This is a genomic window from Marinobacter maroccanus, assembly GCF_002933275.1.
Classification (GTDB): domain Bacteria; phylum Pseudomonadota; class Gammaproteobacteria; order Pseudomonadales; family Oleiphilaceae; genus Marinobacter; species Marinobacter maroccanus.
This window is the reverse complement of the sequence record NZ_PSSX01000023.1, coordinates 37,461-58,541: the sequence shown is the minus strand read 5'-3', so window position 1 is coordinate 58,541 and position 21,081 is coordinate 37,461. Positions and strand designations below refer to the sequence as shown.

17 protein-coding genes and 1 tRNA gene are annotated in these 21,081 nt (G+C 57.4%); 13 read left to right on the top strand and 5 right to left on the bottom strand.

The genetic code is table 11. The features are described from left to right. Positions 1-165 precede the first annotated feature (165 nt). Together fdxA and mutS are read right to left on the bottom strand one after the other, a co-directional pair. Positions 166-489: a ferredoxin FdxA gene (gene fdxA / locus KEHDKFFH_RS18195; RefSeq protein WP_008170541.1), complete on the bottom strand. Its 324-nt coding sequence runs from the start codon at positions 487-489 to the stop codon at positions 166-168. Positions 490-638: 149 nt separating this feature from the next. Continuing rightward, complete coding sequence (mutS, locus tag KEHDKFFH_RS18190; RefSeq protein WP_104323215.1) at positions 639-3,269, bottom strand: DNA mismatch repair protein MutS; 2,631 nt, start codon at positions 3,267-3,269, stop codon at positions 639-641. Positions 3,270-3,351: 82 nt separating this feature from the next. On the opposite strand from mutS, the gene pncC reads away from it, so the two are divergent. From pncC to KEHDKFFH_RS18175, 3 genes are all read left to right on the top strand, one after another. Further along, a complete protein-coding gene (pncC, locus tag KEHDKFFH_RS18185) occupies positions 3,352-3,852 on the top strand; it encodes a nicotinamide-nucleotide amidase (RefSeq protein ID WP_104323214.1) in 501 nt (166 codons plus the stop codon). Positions 3,853-4,015: 163 nt separating this feature from the next. Then, entirely contained in the window at positions 4,016-5,062 is a 1,047-nt protein-coding gene (gene recA / locus KEHDKFFH_RS18180; RefSeq protein WP_104323213.1) for a recombinase RecA, read from the top strand. A gap of 20 nt (positions 5,063-5,082) precedes the next feature. Then, positions 5,083-5,553: a flavodoxin family protein gene (locus tag KEHDKFFH_RS18175; protein WP_192875806.1), complete on the top strand. Its 471-nt coding sequence runs from the start codon at positions 5,083-5,085 to the stop codon at positions 5,551-5,553. Positions 5,554-5,568: 15 nt separating this feature from the next. Here KEHDKFFH_RS18175 and KEHDKFFH_RS18170 read toward each other — a convergent pair whose 3' ends face one another. Then, positions 5,569-5,946 carry a PilZ domain-containing protein gene (locus tag KEHDKFFH_RS18170; RefSeq protein WP_104323212.1) on the bottom strand — a complete coding sequence of 126 codons (378 nt, stop codon included), beginning with the start codon at positions 5,944-5,946 and terminating at the stop codon, positions 5,569-5,571. Positions 5,947-6,163: 217 nt separating this feature from the next. Between KEHDKFFH_RS18170 and KEHDKFFH_RS18165 the strand changes: the two genes are divergently transcribed. Genes KEHDKFFH_RS18165 through KEHDKFFH_RS18155 form a run of 3 tightly spaced genes read left to right on the top strand, consistent with a single transcriptional unit; the run spans position 6,164 to position 10,867 of the window. Next, a complete protein-coding gene (locus KEHDKFFH_RS18165; RefSeq protein WP_104323211.1) occupies positions 6,164-8,572 on the top strand; it encodes an ATP-binding protein in 2,409 nt (802 codons plus the stop codon). 39 nt (positions 8,573-8,611) lie between these two features. Next, a complete protein-coding gene (gene fixJ / locus KEHDKFFH_RS18160; RefSeq protein WP_069183866.1) occupies positions 8,612-9,238 on the top strand; it encodes a response regulator FixJ in 627 nt (208 codons plus the stop codon). Positions 9,239-9,283: 45 nt separating this feature from the next. Further along, positions 9,284-10,867 carry an ATP-binding response regulator gene (locus tag KEHDKFFH_RS18155; RefSeq protein WP_104323210.1) on the top strand — a complete coding sequence of 528 codons (1,584 nt, stop codon included), beginning with the start codon at positions 9,284-9,286 and terminating at the stop codon, positions 10,865-10,867. Here KEHDKFFH_RS18155 and KEHDKFFH_RS18150 read toward each other — a convergent pair. Next, positions 10,864-11,736 carry a MaoC family dehydratase gene (locus KEHDKFFH_RS18150; protein WP_104323209.1) on the bottom strand — a complete coding sequence of 291 codons (873 nt, stop codon included), beginning with the start codon at positions 11,734-11,736 and terminating at the stop codon, positions 10,864-10,866. The two genes, KEHDKFFH_RS18155 and KEHDKFFH_RS18150, sit on opposite strands and share 4 nt — an antisense overlap. Positions 11,737-12,018: 282 nt before the next feature. Here KEHDKFFH_RS18150 and KEHDKFFH_RS18145 point away from each other — a divergent pair, with 282 nt between their 5' ends. Next, a complete protein-coding gene (locus KEHDKFFH_RS18145) occupies positions 12,019-13,050 on the top strand; it encodes an AraC family transcriptional regulator (protein ID WP_069183863.1) in 1,032 nt (343 codons plus the stop codon). Positions 13,051-13,187: 137 nt separating this feature from the next. Next, positions 13,188-13,264 (top strand) — tRNA-Asp (locus KEHDKFFH_RS18140). Between the two features lie 231 nt (positions 13,265-13,495). Here the strand turns inward: KEHDKFFH_RS18140 and KEHDKFFH_RS18135 are convergent. After that, on the bottom strand, positions 13,496-14,545 hold the full coding sequence (locus tag KEHDKFFH_RS18135; RefSeq protein WP_104323208.1) for an AraC family transcriptional regulator: 1,050 nt from the start codon (positions 14,543-14,545) through the stop codon (positions 13,496-13,498). A gap of 154 nt (positions 14,546-14,699) precedes the next feature. On the opposite strand from KEHDKFFH_RS18135, the gene KEHDKFFH_RS18130 reads away from it, so the two are divergent. From KEHDKFFH_RS18130 to KEHDKFFH_RS18110, 5 genes are all read left to right on the top strand, one after another. Then, entirely contained in the window at positions 14,700-16,769 is a 2,070-nt protein-coding gene (locus tag KEHDKFFH_RS18130) for an oxidoreductase (protein WP_104323207.1), read from the top strand. 109 nt (positions 16,770-16,878) lie between these two features. Then, positions 16,879-18,126: a DNA repair protein gene (locus KEHDKFFH_RS18125; protein WP_104323206.1), complete on the top strand. Its 1,248-nt coding sequence runs from the start codon at positions 16,879-16,881 to the stop codon at positions 18,124-18,126. A 111-nt stretch (positions 18,127-18,237) separates the two neighbouring features. Then, entirely contained in the window at positions 18,238-19,122 is an 885-nt protein-coding gene (locus KEHDKFFH_RS18120) for an NAD(+) kinase (RefSeq protein ID WP_064227361.1), read from the top strand. Between the two features lie 2 nt (positions 19,123-19,124). After that, complete coding sequence (locus KEHDKFFH_RS18115; RefSeq protein WP_104323205.1) at positions 19,125-20,138, top strand: metallophosphoesterase; 1,014 nt, start codon at positions 19,125-19,127, stop codon at positions 20,136-20,138. Between the two features lie 43 nt (positions 20,139-20,181). After that, complete coding sequence (locus KEHDKFFH_RS18110) at positions 20,182-21,045, top strand: rhomboid family intramembrane serine protease (protein ID WP_104323204.1); 864 nt, start codon at positions 20,182-20,184, stop codon at positions 21,043-21,045. Positions 21,046-21,081: the final 36 nt, after the last annotated feature.

The window sequence follows — 21,081 nt, the reverse complement described above, 5'->3', positions numbered from 1 at the left end:
ACTGCGTTATCTCGCGTATTGGCAATCCGGTCGGGACTATTGGGCTAGATCTGTCGCCAACTGAATTTAATGCGCCCAAACGCAACGAACCCCGGAAAAAACCGGGGTTCGTCAGCAATCTGAGGGAAGCCGCAGCTTCCCTTTTTCAGTTTCAGCTCTGAAGTCTTACTTTTCCAGATACTGCAGCTTGTTCGGCTTTCCATCCCACTCTTCGGCGTCGGGCAGCGGGTCTTTCTTTTCGGTGATGTTCGGCCATTTTGCGGCCAGGTCGGCATTCAGCTCCACAAACTGGACCTGGTCGGCAGGCAGCTCGTCTTCCGAGAAAATGGCTTCGGCCGGGCACTCTGGCTCGCACAGGGCGCAGTCGATACATTCGTCCGGGTCGATTACCAGAAAGTTCGGTCCTTCGTAGAAGCAGTCTACCGGACAGACTTCCACGCAGTCTGTGTATTTACACTTGATGCAGTTATCAGTAACGATAAACGCCATAGTCAGATCCCTGGTCCAGTGGTGGTCAGTCTCATCAGGAGCGCCGTCGGGCGCCGCCGTTATATTTTAGTGCGCGATATTGTAGGGAGCGACCCGCACAGCCGCAAGCGTTGGGCTGCTATAACCTTATTACACAGATCAATTTTCCGCTATTTCTTCATCAGCGCCTTCAGTTCGTAAAGCTGGTTCATGGCATCCCGGGGAGTCAGCCGATCCAGATCCATCTCTTTCAGGGCTTCTTCCACGGCGCTGGGTTCAAGGCTCGCGAACATATCGCCCTGGTAGACGGGTTCATTAACCTGAGTGGCCGGTTTGGCCCGTGGCGTATCAATGCTCTGTCCACCAGTCGGAGCTGCCGGTGCCGCTGGTGAGGCACTTCCTTCCAGATGGGACAGTTGGGTTTTGGCGTTACGGATTACATCCTGGGGCACGCCTGCCAGCTTGGCCACCTGAAGCCCGTAGCTCTGGCTCGCCGGGCCATCGTGGACGTTATGCAGGAATACGATGCTGTCATCGTGTTCGGTGGCTGTCAGATGCACGTTGACGGCATGCTGCAACTCATCGGCCAGTTGGGTGAGCTCGAAATAGTGGGTGGCAAACAGGGTGTAGCAACGGATTTCCCGGGCCAGGTGCTCGGCGGTGGCCCAGGCCAGTGACAAGCCATCAAAGGTGCTGGTGCCCCGGCCCACCTCGTCCATCAGCACCAGGCTGTGCTCGGTGGCGTTGTGCAGAATGTTGGCGGTTTCGGTCATTTCCACCATGAAGGTGGACCGGCCGCCGGCGATGTCGTCGGAGGAGCCCATCCGGGTGAAAATCCGGTCCACGGGGCCGATCACAGCCCGGTTGGCTGGCACAAAACTGCCGGTGTAGGCCAGCAGGGCGATCAGTGCGGCCTGGCGCATGTAGGTGGATTTACCGCCCATGTTCGGGCCGGTGATGACCAGCATGCGGCGCTGGGTATCCATCAACAGATCGTTGGGTACGAAAGGCTCGTCCAGCAATTGTTCAACTACAGGGTGGCGGCCTTCTTCTATATCGAAACCGGGGGATTCGCTGAATTCCGGCGCTGAAAAGCGCAGGGAGGTGGCGCGCTCGGCAAAATTGCTCAGTACGTCCAGCTCGGCCAGAGCCTGGGCGGCATCCTGCAATGGTGCCAATTGCCCAGCCACGGTTTCCAGGACCTCATCGTACAGGCCTTTCTCACGGGCAAGCGCCCGGCTCTTGGCGCTGAGGGCCTTGTCTTCAAATTCTTTCAATTCCGGGGTAATGAAGCGCTCGGCATTCTTCAGGGTCTGTCGGCGAATGTAATCCACCGGCGCCTGGTCCGACTGGGCGCGGCTGATTTCGATGTAATAGCCGTGGACCCGGTTGTAACCCACCTTCAGGGTGCTGATGCCGGTGCGGTCACGCTCCCGGGTTTCCACGTCCAGCAGGTACTGGCCGGCGTTCTCGCTGATGTTGCGCAGCTCGTCCAGTTCTTCGTCGAAGCCTTCCCGGATAACCCCGCCCTCACGGATCACCACTGGAGGATTGTCGATGATGGAGCGCTCCAGCAGATCCGCCAGTTCCGGGTATTCACCAATGATGGTCGCCAGCTTGACGACATGGTGGGAGTTAACCGGTTTCAGGGTTTCCTGCAGATCTGGCAGTGCCTGGAAGGCATCCCGAAGCCTTGCCAGGTCTCGAGGGCGCGCTGACCGAAGGGCGACACGGGCCAGTACCCGTTCAATGTCGCCCACGGTTTTCAACAGATCGTGCACAGGCTCGTAGTGAAACCCGTCCAGCAGCGCCGAAACGGCCTGCTGGCGCTGACGGACGATGTCCACGTCCCGCAGCGGGCGGTTCAGCCAGCGCCGAAGCTCTCGTCCGCCCATGGAGGTAGCGGTACGGTCCATCACCCAGGCCAGGGTGTACTGGTGGCCGCCCATCAGGTTGGTGTCGATCTCCAGATTGCGGCGGCTGGCGGCGTCCAGAATGACCGCTTCATCACGCCGTTCACGGGTCAGCTTGCGAATATGGGGCAGGGCGGTGCGCTGGGTTTCCTTGGCGTACTGCAGCAGACAGCCGGCGGCACAGACCGCCAGGTTCAGGTCTTCGCAGCCGAATCCGGTCAGGTCTCGCACCTGCAGCTGCTGGGTGATCACCCGTCGGGCGGTATCGGATTCAAACAGCCAGGGGCCCTGGCGCCGAATTCCGGTAAAACCTTCCAGAATTTCCTCGTAGGGAAAATCCTCGCTGATCAGAATTTCCGCCGGGCGAAGCCGCTGAAGTTCGCCCTGCAGTGCCTCCAGGTTCTCAAGTTCTGAAACGGCAAAACGGCCGCTGGAGATGTCGAGCGAGGCAAAACCGAACTGTTCCCGTTGGTTATAGATGGCAACCAGCAGGTTGTCGCGGCGATCCTCAAGGTAGGCGTCGTCGCTCAGGGTGCCAGGTGTAACGATCCTTACCACCTGTCGGTCAACCGGTCCCTTGCTGGTAGCCGGGTCACCAATCTGCTCGCAAATGGCGATGGATTGACCTGCCCGAACCAGCCGGGCAATGTAGCCCTCAGAAGAATGGTAGGGGATGCCCGCCATGGGGATCGGGTTGCCTCCGGACTGGCCCCGGGCGGTGAGGGTGATGTCCATCAGCTCCGCCGCTTTCTTGGCGTCTTCGTAGAACAGCTCGTAAAAATCCCCCATGCGGTAGAACACCAGTTCGTTGGGGTGCTGGCCCTTGATCTTCAGGTACTGCTGCATCATTGGGGTGTGCTTGGAAAGATCGGTCTGAGCTGCTGACATGAACGGGTCCGGGTAGCCTTGCTTTGGATGAAGGCGTGAATTGTAAGAAAATAACCGCCGCGATGAAATGAAGGAGGTCATTATGCTGGCCAGCGATCAGGAATTGGAAGAGGCAGGCAATCGCCTTGGTGAACGACTGCTGAGAACCGGCCGCACTGTCGCTACGGCGGAGAGTTGCACCGGCGGCTGGGTTGCCAAGGTTCTGACCGATAGGGCCGGGTCCTCGGCCTATGTGCTTGGCGGGCTGGTAACCTACAGCAATGAAGCCAAGCAGGGGCTGCTGGGCGTGACCCGGAAATCGCTGGAGGAATACGGTGCGGTCAGCGAGCCGGTGGTGCGGGAAATGGTGGCCGGGGCCCTGGTGGCAACGGGTGCTGACGTTGCCGTGGCCATCAGCGGTGTAGCCGGGCCCGGCGGTGGCAGCGAGGACAAGCCTGTGGGTACCGTCTGGTTTGCCTGGGGCAGCAGTCCGGCCTCTACCGTGGCAGTGGTGAAGCACTTTGAGGGCGATCGTGATCAGGTCCGCCGGCAAGCCGTTCTCTTTGCTCTTCAAGGGGTTAACGATTTTGTGGGCGAACTCTGACGGCTTTCACATCCGAAGGGGTTGGTCTCCTCTGCGGGTTATGTTTTAATACTGTTCAAATATACAGGGAATTGGCTGTTTAAGCTGTACAGATTCCCGATCCACTATTTGCTGCCGCCCTTTATCTGAGGTCGGCGGCCCAGGCGACAGAGGGTTTGCACTGATGGAAGACAACCGCAAGAAAGCATTGAGCGCAGCACTTGGACAGATCGAGCGCCAGTTTGGCAAGGGCGCTGTCATGAAAATGGGCGATCAGCCCCGCGAAGCCATTCCTGCGGTCTCCACTGGCTCCCTGGGGCTGGACGTTGCCCTGGGTATTGGTGGTCTTCCTTACGGTCGAATCTGTGAGATTTACGGTCCGGAGAGTTCCGGTAAGACCACGCTCACCCTGCAGGTGATTGCAGAAGCCCAGAAAGCCGGCAAAACCTGTGCGTTTGTGGATGCCGAGCACGCTCTCGATCCGGTGTATGCCGAGAAGCTCGGCGTGAACGTGGACGATCTGCTGGTTTCCCAGCCGGATACCGGTGAGCAGGCCCTGGAAATCGCCGACATGCTGGTGCGCTCCAACGCGGTAGACGTAATCATCGTTGACTCGGTAGCGGCCCTGACGCCGAAAGCCGAGATTGAGGGTGAAATGGGCGACAGCCACGTTGGCCTGCAGGCGCGACTGATGTCCCAGGCGCTGCGGAAACTGACGGGTAACGTCAAACACGCCAACTGCCTGATGATCTTCATTAACCAGATCCGTATGAAAATCGGCGTCATGTTCGGCAGCCCGGAAACCACCACCGGTGGTAACGCCCTGAAATTTTACGCCTCCGTTCGCCTGGATATCCGTCGAATCGGTTCGGTCAAAGACGGCGATGAAGTCGTTGGTAACGAGACCCGCGTTAAAGTGGTCAAGAACAAGGTTTCACCGCCGTTCAAACAGGCCGAGTTCCAGATCATGTACGGCAAGGGCATCTACCACATGGCGGAAGTTCTGGATATGGGCGTCAAGGAAGGCTTTGTTGACAAGTCCGGTGCCTGGTACGCCTATAACGGCGACAAGATCGGCCAGGGCAAGGCGAACGCCTGCAAGTTCCTGGAAGAAAACATGGACATTGCCAATGAGATTGAAGCCAAGGTTCGCGATAAGCTGATGCCCAAGCCGGTCTCCAAGAAAGAGGCTGAAGAAGCGCCCGCCGAAGCGAACGGAGAACTGCTCTAAACCTGATGTAGGGAGGACGTATGGATGGCATGAAGAAACTTTTGATTGTTGCCCATGCGCCTTCTCCTAATACCCTCCGGCTGCGGCAAGCCGTGGAGGAGGGTGCCCGCCATGAAGACATCGAAAACGTTGAAATAACCGTTCTTGCGCCCCTCGATGCGGGCCCCGAGGACGTTCTCGCCTGTGACGCCATCATTCTGGGTACCACTGAGAATCTCGGGTATATGAGTGGTGCCCTGAAAGACTTCTTCGATCGCAGCTACTATCCCTGCCTTGAGAAAACCCAGGGTTTGCCCTTTGCCTACTACATCCGGGCCGGCCATGACGGCACGGGCACCAATCGGGCTATTGAAAGCATTACCACCGGGTTGCGCTGGAAGCTGATCCAGGAGCCCCTGATCTGCCGGGGTGAGTATCGGGATGAGTTTGAAGAACAGTGCCGGGAGTTGGGAATGTATGTCGCGGCCAGCCTTGATGCCGGGTTGGTGTGAGGCTGAGAGGCTGGCTCAGCTGGCAAACCGGTTGTAGAAGCCTTCAATCCTCGACAATGCATTGTCGACAGTGCGTGAATAGCCTTTCTTGTCCAGGCAATAGCTGAACTGGACGCTGACGCGATAGCCGGTCTGGTAAGGTTGGCAGTCCACCACCCGGGCGCAAACCCGCGATTCGCTGATGTATTTGCCGTCAAAATCCATGAACAGGCGTACTCCGGGGTCCACCGGCCTCGGGCAGAGCACGGCCATACCGTAGCGGTTGAGGTCCAGGCAGGTCACCGGCGTGGGCTGCTTGCCCCGACCAAAGAAACCACGCTCCCGGAGCTGAACCTTCAGGCAGGAGGCGGAGTAACGATCCTTGATTCTGCGTTCGGCGGAATCACTGGTCATATGCGGGCATCCGTTGCGTGCATTGTATTTATGGTTGGGAGAAGAAGTGTAGTTCCGGAAGGGCTGGCTGAAAAATGACCGGCTGCGGAATTGTGAACTGCCTAACAAAATCCTGCGCAGTGTGCGCAACTCCAGAAATCTTCCTGCTGAACGCGACAGAGCCGACTGCAGAATCTACAATGACCGGCCAATGTGTTAACCGTTACAGGACCAAACCTTGAAGTCACTGTCTCTGCACCAGCTTTACAAAGCCTGTGTTCTGAAAGATCTGCCGTTCAAAACCACCAAGCAACTGGAGCCCCTGGCTGAAATCGTCGGGCAGAACCGCGCCCAGGAAGCTGTGCGTTTTGCCCTGGCAATGCCCCATGGCGGTTATAACGTCTATGCCGTTGGCCGAAATGGCCTGGGTAAGCGCACCATGATGTTGCGCTACCTGGAGCATCATGTGGATACGGATCAACAGAGCCATGACTGGTGCTACGTGGCCAACTTCGAGGAGCCGCGGATTCCGAAGCTGTTGCAGTTGCCGGCCGGTAAGGGCACCCAGCTCAAGCAGGATATGGAAAAGCTGATGAGTCGACTGGTCAAGGTGATTCCCCAGACCTTTGACAGCGACAGCTTCCTGGAACGCTCGGAGCAGTTGAAGAACGAATACGGCAAGAAGCAGGAAGATGAACTTGAGAAAGTGGCGGCTCAGGCCAGGCGCAAGAAAGTCAGCCTGACCGTGACCACGCCAGGTGGCTACCGGCTGGTTGCCATGAATGGCGACGAGCCCCATACCGCAGAATCTTTCCAGGCGCTAAGTGATGAGCAGCGCGACAAGTTTGAAGATGCCATCAACAGGCTCGAGAAAAAGCTGCGCCAGGCCCTGCGCAAACTGGCGGACTGGGAGCAGGAGTATGCTGATAAACAGCAGGCCCTGAACCAGGAAACGCTCGAAGGTATCTCTGGCCACCAGATTGATGAGCTGATCGAGAAGTACAAGGATCTGCCGGATGTGGTCGCCTACTTTGAGGCGGTTCGGGCGGATCTGGTGGAGAACCTGGAGATATTTCTCGACGACAACGAGGAGCAGGCCGCGATTGCTTACGCTTCCCTGGACAAGAAGATGCCCCGGCGGTATCTGGTCAATGTGCTGGTGCACCAGAAGACCAACGAGGTACCGATGGTGGTGGAGGATAACCCCACCTACCACAACCTGTTTGGTTACGTGGAGAACGTCACCTACAAGGGCACGGTGTTCACGGACTTCTCCCTGATCCGCCCGGGCAGTCTGCATCGCGCCAACGGCGGCTATCTGCTGATGGACGCCATCAAGGTTCTGGAGCAGCCGTTTGTATGGGACGGCCTCAAGCGTGCCTTGCGCTCGAAGTCCATACAGATAAATTCCCTGGAACGGGAACTGACGTTGTCCGGCACTATCTCAATTGAACCGGAATCGGTTCCCCTGGACGTCAAGATTGTTCTGTTCGGTGATCGTGAAACCTGGATGTTGCTGCAGGAATACGATTCCGAGTTTGCCGAACTGTTCCGGGTAACGGCGGATTTCGAGAACGAGATGTACCGCTCCGATGACAGTCAGTTGCTCTATGCAAAATTCATCGCCAGCCTTGTGAGTGAGAAAAAACTGCTGCACTGCTCCAATAAGGCAGTTGCCCGGGTTATTGAACACAGTGCCCGCATGGCCGAGCATCAGGATCGACTCTCCCTGCATGCGGCGGATATTGCCAATCTGCTGCGGGAATCGGATTTCTGGGCCCGACAGGCCGGTGCGAAGCTGATTCAGGACCTGCATGTTGAGCGCGCGCTGGAAAGTGCGAAATACCGCAGCAGCCGCATTCGGGACCAGTTCTACGATTCCATCCGTGACGGCACGACGCTCGTAACTACCACTGGTAAGTGCGTTGGCCAGGTCAATGCACTGTCAGTGCTGTCCACGGGTGGTTTTGAATTTGGCCTTTCCAACCGTGTCACTGCTACCTGCTATTATGGAGATGGCGCGGTGATGGATATTGAGCGTGATGTGAAACTCGGTGGCAATCTTCACTCCAAGGGCGTGATGATCCTGAGCTCTTGGCTCGCCTCCCATTTTGCGGTCAACGACCCGATGCATCTGTCGGCCAGCCTGACCTTTGAGCAGAACTACGGCGAAGTGGACGGTGACAGTGCATCGCTGGCAGAGCTGTGCGCACTGATCTCGTCTCTCTCCGGAATTCCGGTGCGACAGGATCTGGCGATCACCGGGTCGGTCAACCAGTTTGGCGAAGTTCAGCCCATCGGAGGCGTGAATGAGAAAGTGGAAGGCTTTTTCACAACCTGCCAGCTCAAGGGCGGACTGTCAGGCACCCAGGGTGTCATTGTGCCAGCCACCAATGTGCAGAACCTGATGCTCGACAGCGAATTGGTGCAGGCAGTGCGCGGAGGCCAGTTCGCGGTATACGCGGTTGCCCGTGTTGAAGAGGCCATAACCCTCCTGCTTGGCAAGCCTGCGGGCAAGGCCGATGACAAAGGCAGGTACCCGAAGCAGAGCGTTTTTGGCATTATCCAGCAACGACTTGAGAAAATGCGGGAACACGAGCGTCAGGAACATGCTCGTGACGACCATAAAGACCCGTCAATTCACTGACCGGCGATCATAAGAAAACGGACAGGAGAGAACACACCCATGACTGATATCCAGCAAACCGTGTACGTTGTAGAGGACGATGAAGCAGTCCGCGATTCCCTGGAGCTGCTGCTGAAATCCGACGGCAAGCCGGTCAAGACCTATGAGAGTGCAACCGCTTTCCTGAAGGACTATTCCGACAAGATGGCAGGCTGCATTGTGCTGGATATCCGCATGCCCGGCATGGACGGTATGGAGCTCCAGAAAAAGCTGAATGAAAAGCACTCCATCCTGCCGATCATCTTTGTGACCGGTCACGGTGATGTGCCCATGGCCGTTGATGCCATGAAAGAGGGCGCTGTCGATTTCATCCAGAAGCCATACCGTGAGGAAGCGCTGCTGGAGAAAATCGAGGCGGCACTCAAGCAGGATCTGGAACAGCGGAAGTCCCTGGATGAGAAGCAGGAGATCATCCGACGGGTCAAGAGCCTGACCCCCCGTGAACACGAGATCATGGACAGGATGATTGCCGGTCAGGCCAACAAGGTGATTGCCATTGAGCTGGAGATAAGCCAGCGCACAGTGGAGATCCACCGTTCCCGCGTTATGCACAAGATGGGTACCCATTCCCTGGCACATCTCGTTCGTATGGTCCTGTCCGTAAAGGACCTTATCGACGCAGGGTGATCCCGGCGGCATCATACGGTTACTTTTTTAACCGGCCCGACATTTATGACTGAAGCTGTCAGCGAGAACTCGGAGGTGACGGTTCTGCTTGTGGACGACAACCCGCAGAACCTCAAAGTCCTCTATGAGACCCTGAAAGACAAAGGTTACCGGCTGCTCATTGCCAACGAGGGCGAAAAGGCCCTCGACCTTGCCCACCGCCATCAGCCCGAAGTGATTCTGCTGGATATCATGATGCCGGAGATGGATGGCTATGAAGTCTGTGAGCGCATCAAGGCCGATCCCCAGACGGCGGACTGTGCCGTTGTTTTCCTGTCTGCGCTCGATGACCTCCAGGCGAAGGTGAAAGGCTTTTCCCTCGGTGGCGCCGACTATATTTCCAAGCCCTTCCAGTCCCAGGAAGTAATCGCCCGGGTTAGAACCCACGCCAGTGTGATTCGCCTCGAGAGGGAGCTGCAGGCCCGCAATCGCGAGCTGCAGAGTGATCAGGCCCGGATTCTGAATTCCATCAGCGAGGGCATCTACGGCCTCGATGAGAACGGCATTATCGAATTTGCCAACCCTGCGGCGGCCTCGATTGTTGGCTGCCCGGTGGAAGAGCTGATTGGTCGCGATTTTTTCCAGACCCACTTCGCGACTGCCGGGGACAATCCGGACGGCTTGCCGGTAAAGGCCACCTGTCAGCAAGGTGTGGCCGAGAACCAGCGGGATATCCGGATGCTGCGGGCCGATGGCACCGGCTTTCCGGCGGAGTACCGTTCCACCCCGAAACTGGACTCTGACGAGCTCCACGGTGCTGTTGTCGTGTTCCGGGATATCACCGCGGAACTGGACAACGAAAAGGCGCTGGAGGATGCCAGGCAGCTGGTTCAGGAACAACGTGATCAGCTGGCCCATACATCCCGCCTGACTACCATGGGTGAGATGGCCGCCGGTGTTGCCCATGAGGTTAACCAGCCGCTGACAGCCATCACCAATTATGCCCGCGTTGCCAAGCGGATGATGGCGAAGGAAAACGCGGACATGGGTCTGCTCCAGGAGACCCTGGACAAGATTGAGGCCCAGTCCCACCGGGCCAGTGAAATCATACGTCGCATCCGTCGATTCATGAAAAAGCCGGCTACGGGCAAGGAAGTGCTGTCAGTGCCTGCGTTGCTGGAAGATACCCGGCAGTTTGCGGAAGTGGATATGCGCAACAACAAGGGTGCCATTGAACTGTCAGTGCCGGAGAACATGCCGGAGGTTCTGGCAGACCCGGTTCAGGTGCAGCAGGTCGCGCTCAACCTGATCCGCAATGCCCTGGAGGCCACCAGCAGCATTGATTCCAGTGCGCCGGTCGAGGTGAGTGCCAGTGTGCAGGGTGATACCTGTGTGCGAATCCAGGTGCGTGACCATGGCGTCGGCTTGTCGGAAGACGCCGAAGAGAAACTGTTCCTGCCGTTCTTCACGACCAAGGACGAGGGCATGGGGATTGGTCTCTCAACCTGCCGCTCCTTGATACAGGCCCAGGGTGGTGATATCGGTTTCGAGCGACCGGAAGATGGCGGCGCCTGTTTCTACTTCACTCTGCCCGTTGCCGGCGCCCAGGGTTCCCCCTGCGCACCGGATGGTGAGCCTTCCCAGAACTAGAGCCAGTCGATGCGCCCGGTTAAATGGCGCGCATCGCCTTTGGCATTCAAGACCTGGTAATCCCAGCCTTCCTCTCCCGTTTGCCAGTTGAGCTGGGCGGCGCCGGGCAGAAACAACGGTTTCTTGAACTGGCAGCTAACGCTCAGGGCGCCACTTTGCCAGCCTTCCTGTTGCTCCAGTAGTGCGAGTGCGTGGGCTTTGGTCCACATGCCATGGGCGATTGCCCGTGGAAAGCCAAAGGCTTTGGCGCTCAGGGCGTGCATGTGGATCGGATTGCTGTCGCCGGATACACGGGCGTAATGCCGGCCAATGGACTCGGGGGCTTTCATGTTTTCTGTGTTCGGATAACGCTCCAGCTGCGGTGGCGCTTTTTTGCCGGATTTGCCCTCACCATCCGATTGCCGGAACAGCGTTGTGCTCGCTTCTTCCCAAATCAGCCGGCCTGCCGAGCGCGCCTCTGTAATCAGGTCGAACTCCACGCCTCGGTCACTTTTTACAGTATTGCCAAGCCTTACCTGCAGATCCAGATTTTCGCCGGTGCCGATTGGCCGGTGCTGGGCAATGGTGTTTCGCAGGTGTACGAGGCCAAGCAGTGGCAGGGGGAAACTTTTCTCGGTGAGCAGTTTCAGGTGCAGGGGAAAGGCCAGCACGTGGGGCCAGGTGACGGGCAGATGGCTGTGAGTCTTGAAGCCGCAAACCTGCTGGTAGCGTTTCAGGTTCTTGCCTGCGGTACTGATACCGAGCAGGCTCGCCGAGAGATCCGGGATGCTGATGTCACCGTCGGTTTGCTTCTGCTTTGGTAACAGTGTTCTGCCATACATCGGTAACAGGGCGGGCGGCGTGTTGTGGTAAACGAGAGTCTCTGGCATGGGTGTTCTCCTTCACAGCCCGGACAATGAATCCCGGCATTGCCTGATTAGAAAGCTTTGAAGCAAAGGGTATGCTTTTTTTTACATTTTGGTACAACTCGGCGTCTGTGGCCTGATATGCTCTAATATAAGACGATTGTCTAACAGGGTGCGTTTCATAGGCCCCTTGAGTCTGACAAACCCCTGGAGTCTGGCAAACCCCGCCAGATCAGGCATTGACCTGGCGTGCCACGGCGGCTGTCGGGAAGGTCACAGCAGTAAACCAATAAAAAGCGGAATCTTATGCAGGAACTTCGTGACGCGGGAGTGATGTTGCGCCTGATTTATGAGGCGATGAAAAAGAAGGGAATCGATACCGATGCCATCTTCACTCGACTGGGTGTGGATGAGAATTACGTCTATACCGAGCAGCTTCGAACTCCCCACAGTGCCCAGATGTATTTCTGGCAGGCTGTTGAGGATGTTTCCGGGGATCCCGATGTGGGTCTGCACCTTGGGCAATTACTCCCTGCGTACAAAGGGCAGGTACTGGAATATCTCTTCCTGAGCAGCCCAACCTTCGGCGAAGGCCTGCGGCGGGCCCAGAACTATCAGCGCCTGCTGAGTGACGCGGCGAACACCGATTTCTTCATTGAAGGTGATGATGCCTGCATGGTGCTGGATGCGGCGTCTGATGATGTCCGCCGTCTGAGGCATTTCAACGAATGTTTCGTGCTGGGATTGATTACCTTTTTCCGCTCGATCACCGATGGCAACTTCTATCCGTCACGCATTGAGTTCGAGCATGAGCGGGCCGAGGGCCAGGATCATGTGCGCGAGGTGCTCGGATGTGACGTCACCTTTGGTGCCCCGCAGAACCGGCTGTACTTTCCTGCAAAACTGCTGTCTCACGCTTCACCTCATGCAGAGCCGGAGCTGCTGGATCTACACGAGCGGTTTGCCAGCGAGCAGGTCGCCCGGCTGGAAAAAAAGGATATCGTTGGCCAGGTGGAGCGGATTGTGGCTGAACTCCTCGATAGCGGTGAGGTTACCCTGGATGCCGTGGCTGAGCGTCTTGGTATCAAGCCGAGAACCCTGCGTACGCGCTTGACAGAGGCCGAGACCAGCTTTAATCAGGTGCTCGCGGATTTTCGTTATCGTCTGGCCCGCCAGCTCCTGGCAACTACCGACGAATCCATCGATGAAATTGTCTATCTCACCGGCTTCTCTGAGCCCAGTACCTTCTATCGCGCATTCAAGCGCTGGTCCGGTATGACGCCGATTGAATACCGCAAAACCGCACAGGGCAAGGACGCCATGGTCGATGCCATGTAACAGGACGCTTTTTCTGAAAATTTTTGAGAAAAAGCGTTGACATAACAGGGCGCCTCTTTATAATGCGCCCTCGTTGTCACAGAGCATTCACACCGGTGATTGCAGGCCTTCCTGAGGCCAGTTGTGGTGACCCGCTCGGAGCGGTAGTTCAGTTGGTTAGAATACCGGCCTGTCACGCCGGGGGTCGCGGGTTCGAGTCCCGTCCGCTCCGCCATTTTTGCTCTTCTTGTTTACCCCGTAACGCCTCCAGTAATCCTGACGATCCTTTCTGTCTGCCCGAAATCAATTCTGTGTCATCGTTCTGTCACCGGGACGGTCTAGTCTGTTTCTGAAAGTTCAAGAACAGGACAGTCGCCATGCGGGACTACGAAGAAGAGTTGATTGAAAACCAGTTTGAAGAATACGAAGATGATGACGGCTGGGACGATGCCATGGAGCTCTGATCTCAGGAATGCCGGATTCGCTTTCGGTGTTCGCCCGGGCTCAGGCTGAACCACCGCCGATAAGCCTTGTGAAAGGCGGCAGGATTGGCAAAACCCAGAAGCCAGGCAATTTCCGCCAGTGATGTCTCCGTCTCGCGAATATAATCCCGCGCCAGCTGTTTCCGCGTTTCATCCATCAGTTCCCTGAACCCGGTTCCCTCCGCAGCCAGTTGTCGCTGAAGCGTCCATGGTGCAACCCCCAGTTTCATGGCAATGGTTTCCAGGCTCGGTGTCTCGCCCCGGAACAGCGGTGTGAGGAGGTTTTTTACCCGGTCGCCCATTGTCCATCCCCGTCGGATCTGCTGCAGTTCCCGTTCGCACAGCTCCGTGAGCTTTTCATGCATGGCCGGTTGGGCCTGTTGGCTCGCGCTTTCCCAGATATCCTGCCGCACTGTGAGGCTGTTCTTCGTCGCCCCGAATTGCACCGGACAGCGGAACCAGCTTTCGAATAAGTCATCCTGGCCAATGGACCGGTACTCGATGGTGACTCTTTCAAGAACGTCATAGCGGCCGGTCACGGTTCGCAGGAACTGGGTCCAGGCCGCCAGAACAGAATCCACCACAAAATAGTTGAAGCCGTTGTAAGGGCGAATCGAATAGAACTGGGCCTGCCGGATTTCCGGCCAGACCGTTGGTGTGCCTCGGCTGTTGCGGCTGGTCAGCAGAACGAAGCGAATCAGTGTGCTGATCGCCGCTCCGGCCGTGCTGGCAGTCTCTCCGGCAAGGCCAGCAATACCGGCGTCGACAGGGCGGGATAATGCTCCCATCCTCAAACCCAGGGCGCGGTTGCCGGTCTCGTTGATCGCCGCATGTCCGAGGCGCATGAATCTTGGAATGCTGATGCGCGCTTCCGGCGATGTCAGGGTCTGATGGTCAAGCTGGAAACGGGATGCCAGTTCTGCACTGTTCGCACCTTCGGCTTCGGCTGCCCGCATTAGCGCAGAGACATAGAGAACACTGATGTCTCCCAGTGAGTTCTGGCTTTTGGGTGGGGTAGATCGGCGATCGCTCATTGCAGTCTTTGTCTGACATGTTATGCAGGGATAATAAAATGTTATGCCTGGATATTGTCGATGGCAAGGACCGCGAGTAGTTTAAGGCTCAACAATGAATGGGGCCCTGGCCGTTTTGGGAGTCCCGCCGAAGATCACGATGAGGAGACCGAACATGACTGCGAGCACCACTCCGGGCGTAGCCAAATACCCGAACCTGCTTGAGCCGCTGGATCTTGGCTTTACCAAATTGCGTAACCGTACCCTGATGGGCTCCATGCACACGGGGCTGGAAGAAGCCAAGAACGGATTCGAGCGGCTGGCGGCATTTTATGCAGAGCGTGCCCGCGGCGGTGCAGGCCTGATTGTTACCGGCGGTATTGCCCCGAACGTGGAAGGGGGCGTGTTCCAGCACGCCGCCAAGATGACCACCGAAGAGGAATCCGACAAGCACCGGATTATCACCAACGCCGTGCATGAAGCGGATGGCAAGATCTGCATGCAGATTCTTCATGCCGGCCGTTACGCCTACTCTCCGGAGCTGGTGGCACCTTCAGCCATCCAGGCGCCAATCAATCCGTTCAAGCCAAGGGAGCTGGATGAGGCCGGCATCGAAAAGCAGATCCAGGACTACGCGGATTGCGCCGCACTGGCGCAGCGTGCCGGTTATGATGGCGTTGAGGTCATGGGCTCGGAAGGTTATTTCATCAACCAGTTCATCGTTTCCAACACCAATCACCGGACCGACCGCTGGGGTGGCAGTTACGAAAATCGTATCCGCCTGCCCATCGAAATTGTTCGCCGGGTTCGTGAGCGGGTGGGGGAGAAGTTTATCCTGATCTACCGCCTCTCCATGCTGGATCTGATTGAAGATGGCAGTACCTGGGAAGAGGTCGTGCATCTGGCCAAGGAAATCGAGAAGGCGGGAGCAACCATCATCAACACCGGCATCGGCTGGCATGAGGCCCGGGTACCCACCATTGCCACGTCGGTCCCCCGTGGCGCCTTTACCAAGGTGACGGCGCGCCTGAAAGGTGAGGTAAGCATCCCGCTGGTTACCACCAACCGGATTAACATGCCGGACGTGGCCGAGAAGATTCTGGCCGAGGGTGATGCCGATATGGTGTCCATGGCCCGGCCGTTCCTGGCAGACGCTGATCTGGTTCTGAAGGCGGCGGAAGATCGCGCTGATGAGATCAATACCTGCATCGGTTGTAACCAGGCCTGCCTTGATCACACCTTTAGCGGCAAGCTGACGTCGTGTCTGGTGAATCCCCGCGCCTGCCACGAGACCGAGCTGACCTACGTGAAGACCGCCAATCCCAAGGCTATCGCTGTGGTTGGTGCCGGTCCCGCTGGCCTGGCCTTTGCTACTGTGGCTGCAGAGCGTGGCCACAAGGTGACGCTGTTTGATGCCGGCAGTGAGATTGGTGGCCAGTTCAATGTTGCCAAGCTGATTCCTGGCAAGGAAGAGTTTTACGAAACCCTGCGTTATTACCGGGTGATGCTCGACAAGCACCAGGTGGACGTGCGCCTGAACACCCGGGTCAGCGCTGATGATCTCAAAGCGGGTGGCTTTGATGAGGTGATTCTGGCGACCGGCGTCAAACCGCGTACTCCGGAAATCGAAGGAATCGATCATCCGAAAGTGATCGGTTATCTCGATGCCCTGCTGGAGCGCAAGCCGGTCGGGCAGAAAGTGGCAGTGATCGGCGCTGGCGGTATCGGCTTCGACGTCTCAGAGTTTATTGTCCACAAGGGCACGTCGGCCGCGATAGACACCGACCACTTCATGCGAGAGTGGGGCGTGGATCTGAGCGTCGAACACCGGGGGGGTATTCAGGGCGTTGAGCCGGAAGTTCCGGAGCCTGCTCGTGAGGTCTACCTGCTTCAGCGTAAGGCATCGAAAGTGGGCAAGAACCTGGGCAAGACCACGGGATGGATTCACCGAACCTCCCTGAAGAACCGTCAGGTTCAGATGGTGCCCGGTGTCACCTACCGCAAAATTGATGATGAGGGGCTGCACGTAACGGTCACGCCGAAAGGCGCGGAGCAGGGCGAAGACCGGGTGCTGCCGGTAGATACCATTATCGTATGTGCCGGTCAGGAGCCGCTGCGTGAACTGCAGAGTGATCTTGAAGCGGCTGGCCTGCCGGTGCACCTGATTGGCGGTTCGGATGTGGCTGCGGAACTGGATGCAAAGCGGGCGATCGATCAGGGCAGTCGTCTGGCGGCAGAGCTCTAGGCGCAAACACGATCACAAATCGTTGCAGTTTTTCCCTGTGCATAAACGATTGTCTGGCTAGACTAATAGCTTTGAGTCAGTCGAATCGTTGATTTGTGGAGAACGTGCAATGGTGTCTGCCGACCAGGCAACCGATGGTTATTCGGCGGTATTTTTTGTGGAAGGGAGTCAGGTGGCCCGCGAAATGCGGGCCAATGAATTCGGAGCCTTCCTGGATGGCTATGTAGGGCTGTCCGATCTCGCCGAAACCGATGTCAGGGCTGTTCTGGTTGAGCTGAGTGGCGATCTCCGGGTTCAGGCACTGGTGTTCTTCCGGATCTGGTTTGATGAGGAAGGTCGGGCCGACAGTCACTGGAATGTGCCAATTGAAGAGCTGGCCAGAATGGGGGCGAAAGGGCCGGACATGGGTGGCGGTGCGATCCGGCTGGTCTGCCGGAGCCAATGCCCCGACCCCAAGTTCAAGGAGGATCTCTGGGACCCGGACATGACACCCGGGAACAACCACTTCCAGGCGATTCGCAAAGCGGTTGAGGCCAATAGCCTCAAATTCCGGAAAATGGAGCCGGTTCAGGAAGAGAACATTCCGGTTCTGAGCGAGCAGGCCGAGGATTCTGCTGAACGTGAAGAGTCTGCGGCAGCGGCGGATCGTTCTCGTCTGGCGCAGCTGATCCGGGAACAGCGTCTTCGGATCAAGACCCTGCAAAGTGTTCACCGCGATGCCCTTTCGGATATCCAGCGGGAGCATCGGCTGGAAATTCAGGCGTTGCGCAGTGATTTTGCCGATCTCGAGCAGAAATACGAGCGCCAGCGCCTGAGTAATGAGCAGCTCAAAAAGCGCCTGGCGGAGCGAAACGAGCAGTACCTCACCATGCAGGAGCAGATGGCCGCTGTTGGCGAGGAAAAGCAGCGTGAGGATTCAAACGCGGGTGCCGAGCTATTGCTGCTCAGGGAACAGCTGGAACGGCGCCAACGGGAGCTGGAATTAAGGGACGAGAAAATCGTTGCCCTTGAGGAGGAAAACCACGAGCTGAGCAATCGTGAACCGCCGGAGGATTCCATCATGGACCACCTGAAGCGCCAGACGGTGTTCCTGGTGGCCTACCAGCCGGGCGTCGGTCATGTGACGCTGCCTTTCAAAGACATTGAACTTTACTTCAGTAACCCCACCGCCTATGCAGCAGAGCGCTGCGGTATGAATGAGCCCGCCTATCGGGAATGGCTGGAGCACTACGAAAACCCCGTTTGCACCCATGAAGGCAACGATGGCAAACCTTGTGGTGAGCCGATTTTGCGGATAAGCCAGCCAGCAGAATTCCGTCCGGGCATTGATGACCGGTGCGAGAAACACCACGCCTGAGGCCGGAACTTTTTCAGTATCGGGGTGACTTTCGTTAAACTGTACGCCAGATTGTCACCGGGGTAACGGTTTCGTTGGTCCCCGCCGCATCCCGACATCACAGGAAACTTCATGGATCAGTTCAGGAACATTGGTGTGATTGGCCGTATGGGCAGCGTGAAAGTGGTTGAATCACTGCGCCAGCTCAAACAATACCTGATCGCCAACAACTACCACGTCATTCTTGAGGAAGACACAGCCAGCATGTTGCCCGGGCATGGCCTGCAGGTGGCGAGCAAAAAACTGCTGGGCGAGATCTGTGATCTGGTTATTGTGGTCGGCGGTGATGGCAGTCTTCTGGGAGCCGCCCGTGAGCTGGCCAAGTCCAAGATTCCCCTGCTTGGGGTGAACCGTGGCCGCCTGGGCTTTCTGACCGACATTTCCCCTTCCGACCTTGAGGAACGCCTCGGTAAGGTTCTGGAGGGCGAGTATATGGAAGAGACCCGGTTTCTGCTGGATGGCAACGTCGAGCGCAATGGCCAGCCCCTGGGGTTTGGTACCGCCCTGAACGATGTCGTGCTGCATCCGGGTAAATCCACCCGGATGATCGGCTTCGATCTGTTCATTGACGGTCATTTTGTCTACAGCCAGCGCTCTGATGGCCTGATCGTCTCCACGCCGACCGGCTCTACGGCCTACTCGCTTTCCGCTGGTGGTCCGATCATGCATCCCAAGCTGGATGCCATTGTTCTGGTGCCCATGTTTCCCCACACTCTCAGTAGTCGGCCGATCGTTGTCGATGGCAAGAGTGAGATCAAACTGGTGATCGGGGAGACCAATGAAACCTATCCGCAAATCAGCTTTGACGGCCAGATGAACATTGCCTGTGCGCCGGGCGATATCATTCGCATTACCAAGAAGCCGTTCAAGATCCGGTTGATTCACCCCACCGACCATAATTTCTACGCCACCTGCCGTGACAAGCTTGGCTGGGCTAGTGAAATATCAGCGAGTTGATCATGGCTGCAACAAGACCGACCGCGAGTCGCGGTTACGACATCATTGGCGATATACACGGCTGCGCCAATACCCTGGCCAGATTGCTGGACCAGATGGGATACCGGAAGATCAACGGTGTGTACCAGCACCCGCGTCGTCAGGCGATTTTCATTGGCGATATCATTGACCGTGGACCCCGCATCCGCGAGGCGTTGCACCTTGTGCGAGACATGGTGGAACATGGTTCGGCCCGTATTGTCATGGGCAATCACGAGTACAATGCACTGGGTTACTGCACCCGGGCACGTCCCGGTAGCGGCAAAACCTTTTTGCGTGAGCACAACGCCCGTCATGACCGTCTGATCCGGGAGACCCTGGAGCAGTTCGAGGCGCATCCGTACGAGTGGAATGAGTTTCTCGAGTGGTTCTACACCATACCGCTGTTCATCGACGATGAGGATTTCCGCGTTGTTCACGCCTGCTGGGACGGCGATCTGATCGAAAAATTCAAGCAGTCTCAGGGTGGCGCCTGCATCGATGAGGATTTCCTGCACGCTTCTGCCGCCATTGAGTCCTTTGCCGGGCAGGTCATGGATACCCTTCTGCGTGGAACAGATCTCAGGCTCCCCGAGGGAATGGCTATCACCGGTCGGGATGGCTACGTGCGTGAGTTTTTCCGAACCAAATTCTGGGCGGACGATCCCCATACCTATGCCGATGTTGTGTTCCAGCCAGACCCACTGCCACCGGAAGTGGCAAGTCGGGTACTGACCGATGACGAGCGCAAACAACTGATCAGTTACCCCCTGGATGCACCGCCGGTGTTCGTGGGCCATTACTGGATGGAGGGCGAGCCGGCGCCGCTCAAGTCCAATGTCGCCTGCATTGACTACAGTGCCGTGAAGTACGGGCGGCTGGTGGCCTACCGGATGGATGGTGAGCGGGCACTTTCCCGGGACAAATTTGTCTGGGTAGATGTGGAAAGGCCGGAGCAACCGGACTATCCCACCAGCGAAGACAGTGTTGCGCGTTAAACCGTGCATCGCAGCTGAACCATTTCCAGAGGCGGAGTAAGCGGTGTACCGAGTCAAGCAGTTGGATACCACGGTGAACCTGGCCGGCTTCAGTCGTTGGCTGAACGGCCAGGGTGTGACCCACCAGATTACCGAAGAAGGGGGATTCCAGGTGCTCTGGCTGGAAGACCCTGCCCACGCTGAACCCGTGCTTTCTGCCCTGGATCGCTTCATGGCGGAACCGGAAATCAGGGAGGCTGTGGATCGGCAGAACCGGTCGCCGGTATTTGTTGGCGGGCGCTGGCAGCCTTCACCGCGACATGCGCCGCTGGTGCTCGGTATCATTGTGTTTGCTGTGGCCATGGTCTGGCTCACGGCCATGGGCCAGAATGAACTGGCGGCCAGCCTGATGGTGATTGATCCACGGGATTATGACTGGAGCACCATGGCCGGTCGTATTGACGCGTTAACCGCCACCCTGGCCAGTGGCCAGATCTGGCGGCTGCTGACACCCGATTTTCTGCATTTCAGTTGGACCCACATCATATTCAATTCCGTCATGCTCTGGTTTCTGGGCAGCCAGATCGAATGGTTCGATGGTCGAGCGCGATTGATCACTCTGTTTGTGATTACCAGCCTGATCTCGAACGGCTTGCAGTATTTTGTTTCCGGGCCCCTTTTCGGTGGGCTATCCGGAGTGGTTTATGGGATTCTGGGCTATTGCTGGCTTAGCCAGCGATCTGCACCGAGGTTCCAGTTTCCGCCGGCACTGGTTACCTTCGCAGTTGCATGGATGGTGATCGGGTTTACGCCACTTCCCGAAATGATCGGGCTCGGGCGTATGGCCAATGAAGCGCACCTGGGAGGGTTTATTGCCGGACTGGCCCTTGCCGTGGTTTTGCCCGTAAGACGGAGGCGGGGGGCATAAAAAAGCCCCGCCAGAGGCGGGGCGTTAAAAGAGCTT

What these genes read in the sequence shown, in the direction of transcription:
- KEHDKFFH_RS18120 (WP_064227361.1), top strand. Translation starts at nt 18,238, where the DNA reads ATGGATCAGTTCAGGAACATTGGTGTGATTGGCCGTATGGGCAGCGTG.
- recA (WP_104323213.1), top strand. Translation starts at nt 4,016, where the DNA reads ATGGAAGACAACCGCAAGAAAGCATTGAGCGCAGCACTTGGACAGATC.
- pncC (WP_104323214.1), top strand. Translation starts at nt 3,352, where the DNA reads ATGCTGGCCAGCGATCAGGAATTGGAAGAGGCAGGCAATCGCCTTGGT.
- fixJ (WP_069183866.1), top strand. Translation starts at nt 8,612, where the DNA reads ATGACTGATATCCAGCAAACCGTGTACGTTGTAGAGGACGATGAAGCA.
- fdxA (WP_008170541.1), bottom strand. Translation starts at nt 489, where the DNA reads ATGGCGTTTATCGTTACTGATAACTGCATCAAGTGTAAATACACAGAC.
- KEHDKFFH_RS18175 (WP_192875806.1), top strand. Translation starts at nt 5,083, where the DNA reads ATGGATGGCATGAAGAAACTTTTGATTGTTGCCCATGCGCCTTCTCCT.
- KEHDKFFH_RS18155 (WP_104323210.1), top strand. Translation starts at nt 9,284, where the DNA reads ATGACTGAAGCTGTCAGCGAGAACTCGGAGGTGACGGTTCTGCTTGTG.
- KEHDKFFH_RS18130 (WP_104323207.1), top strand. Translation starts at nt 14,700, where the DNA reads ATGACTGCGAGCACCACTCCGGGCGTAGCCAAATACCCGAACCTGCTT.
- mutS (WP_104323215.1), bottom strand. Translation starts at nt 3,269, where the DNA reads ATGTCAGCAGCTCAGACCGATCTTTCCAAGCACACCCCAATGATGCAG.
- KEHDKFFH_RS18145 (WP_069183863.1), top strand. Translation starts at nt 12,019, where the DNA reads ATGCAGGAACTTCGTGACGCGGGAGTGATGTTGCGCCTGATTTATGAG.
- KEHDKFFH_RS18125 (WP_104323206.1), top strand. Translation starts at nt 16,879, where the DNA reads ATGGTGTCTGCCGACCAGGCAACCGATGGTTATTCGGCGGTATTTTTT.
- KEHDKFFH_RS18170 (WP_104323212.1), bottom strand. Translation starts at nt 5,946, where the DNA reads ATGACCAGTGATTCCGCCGAACGCAGAATCAAGGATCGTTACTCCGCC.
- KEHDKFFH_RS18150 (WP_104323209.1), bottom strand. Translation starts at nt 11,736, where the DNA reads ATGCCAGAGACTCTCGTTTACCACAACACGCCGCCCGCCCTGTTACCG.
- KEHDKFFH_RS18135 (WP_104323208.1), bottom strand. Translation starts at nt 14,545, where the DNA reads ATGAGCGATCGCCGATCTACCCCACCCAAAAGCCAGAACTCACTGGGA.
- KEHDKFFH_RS18115 (WP_104323205.1), top strand. Translation starts at nt 19,125, where the DNA reads ATGGCTGCAACAAGACCGACCGCGAGTCGCGGTTACGACATCATTGGC.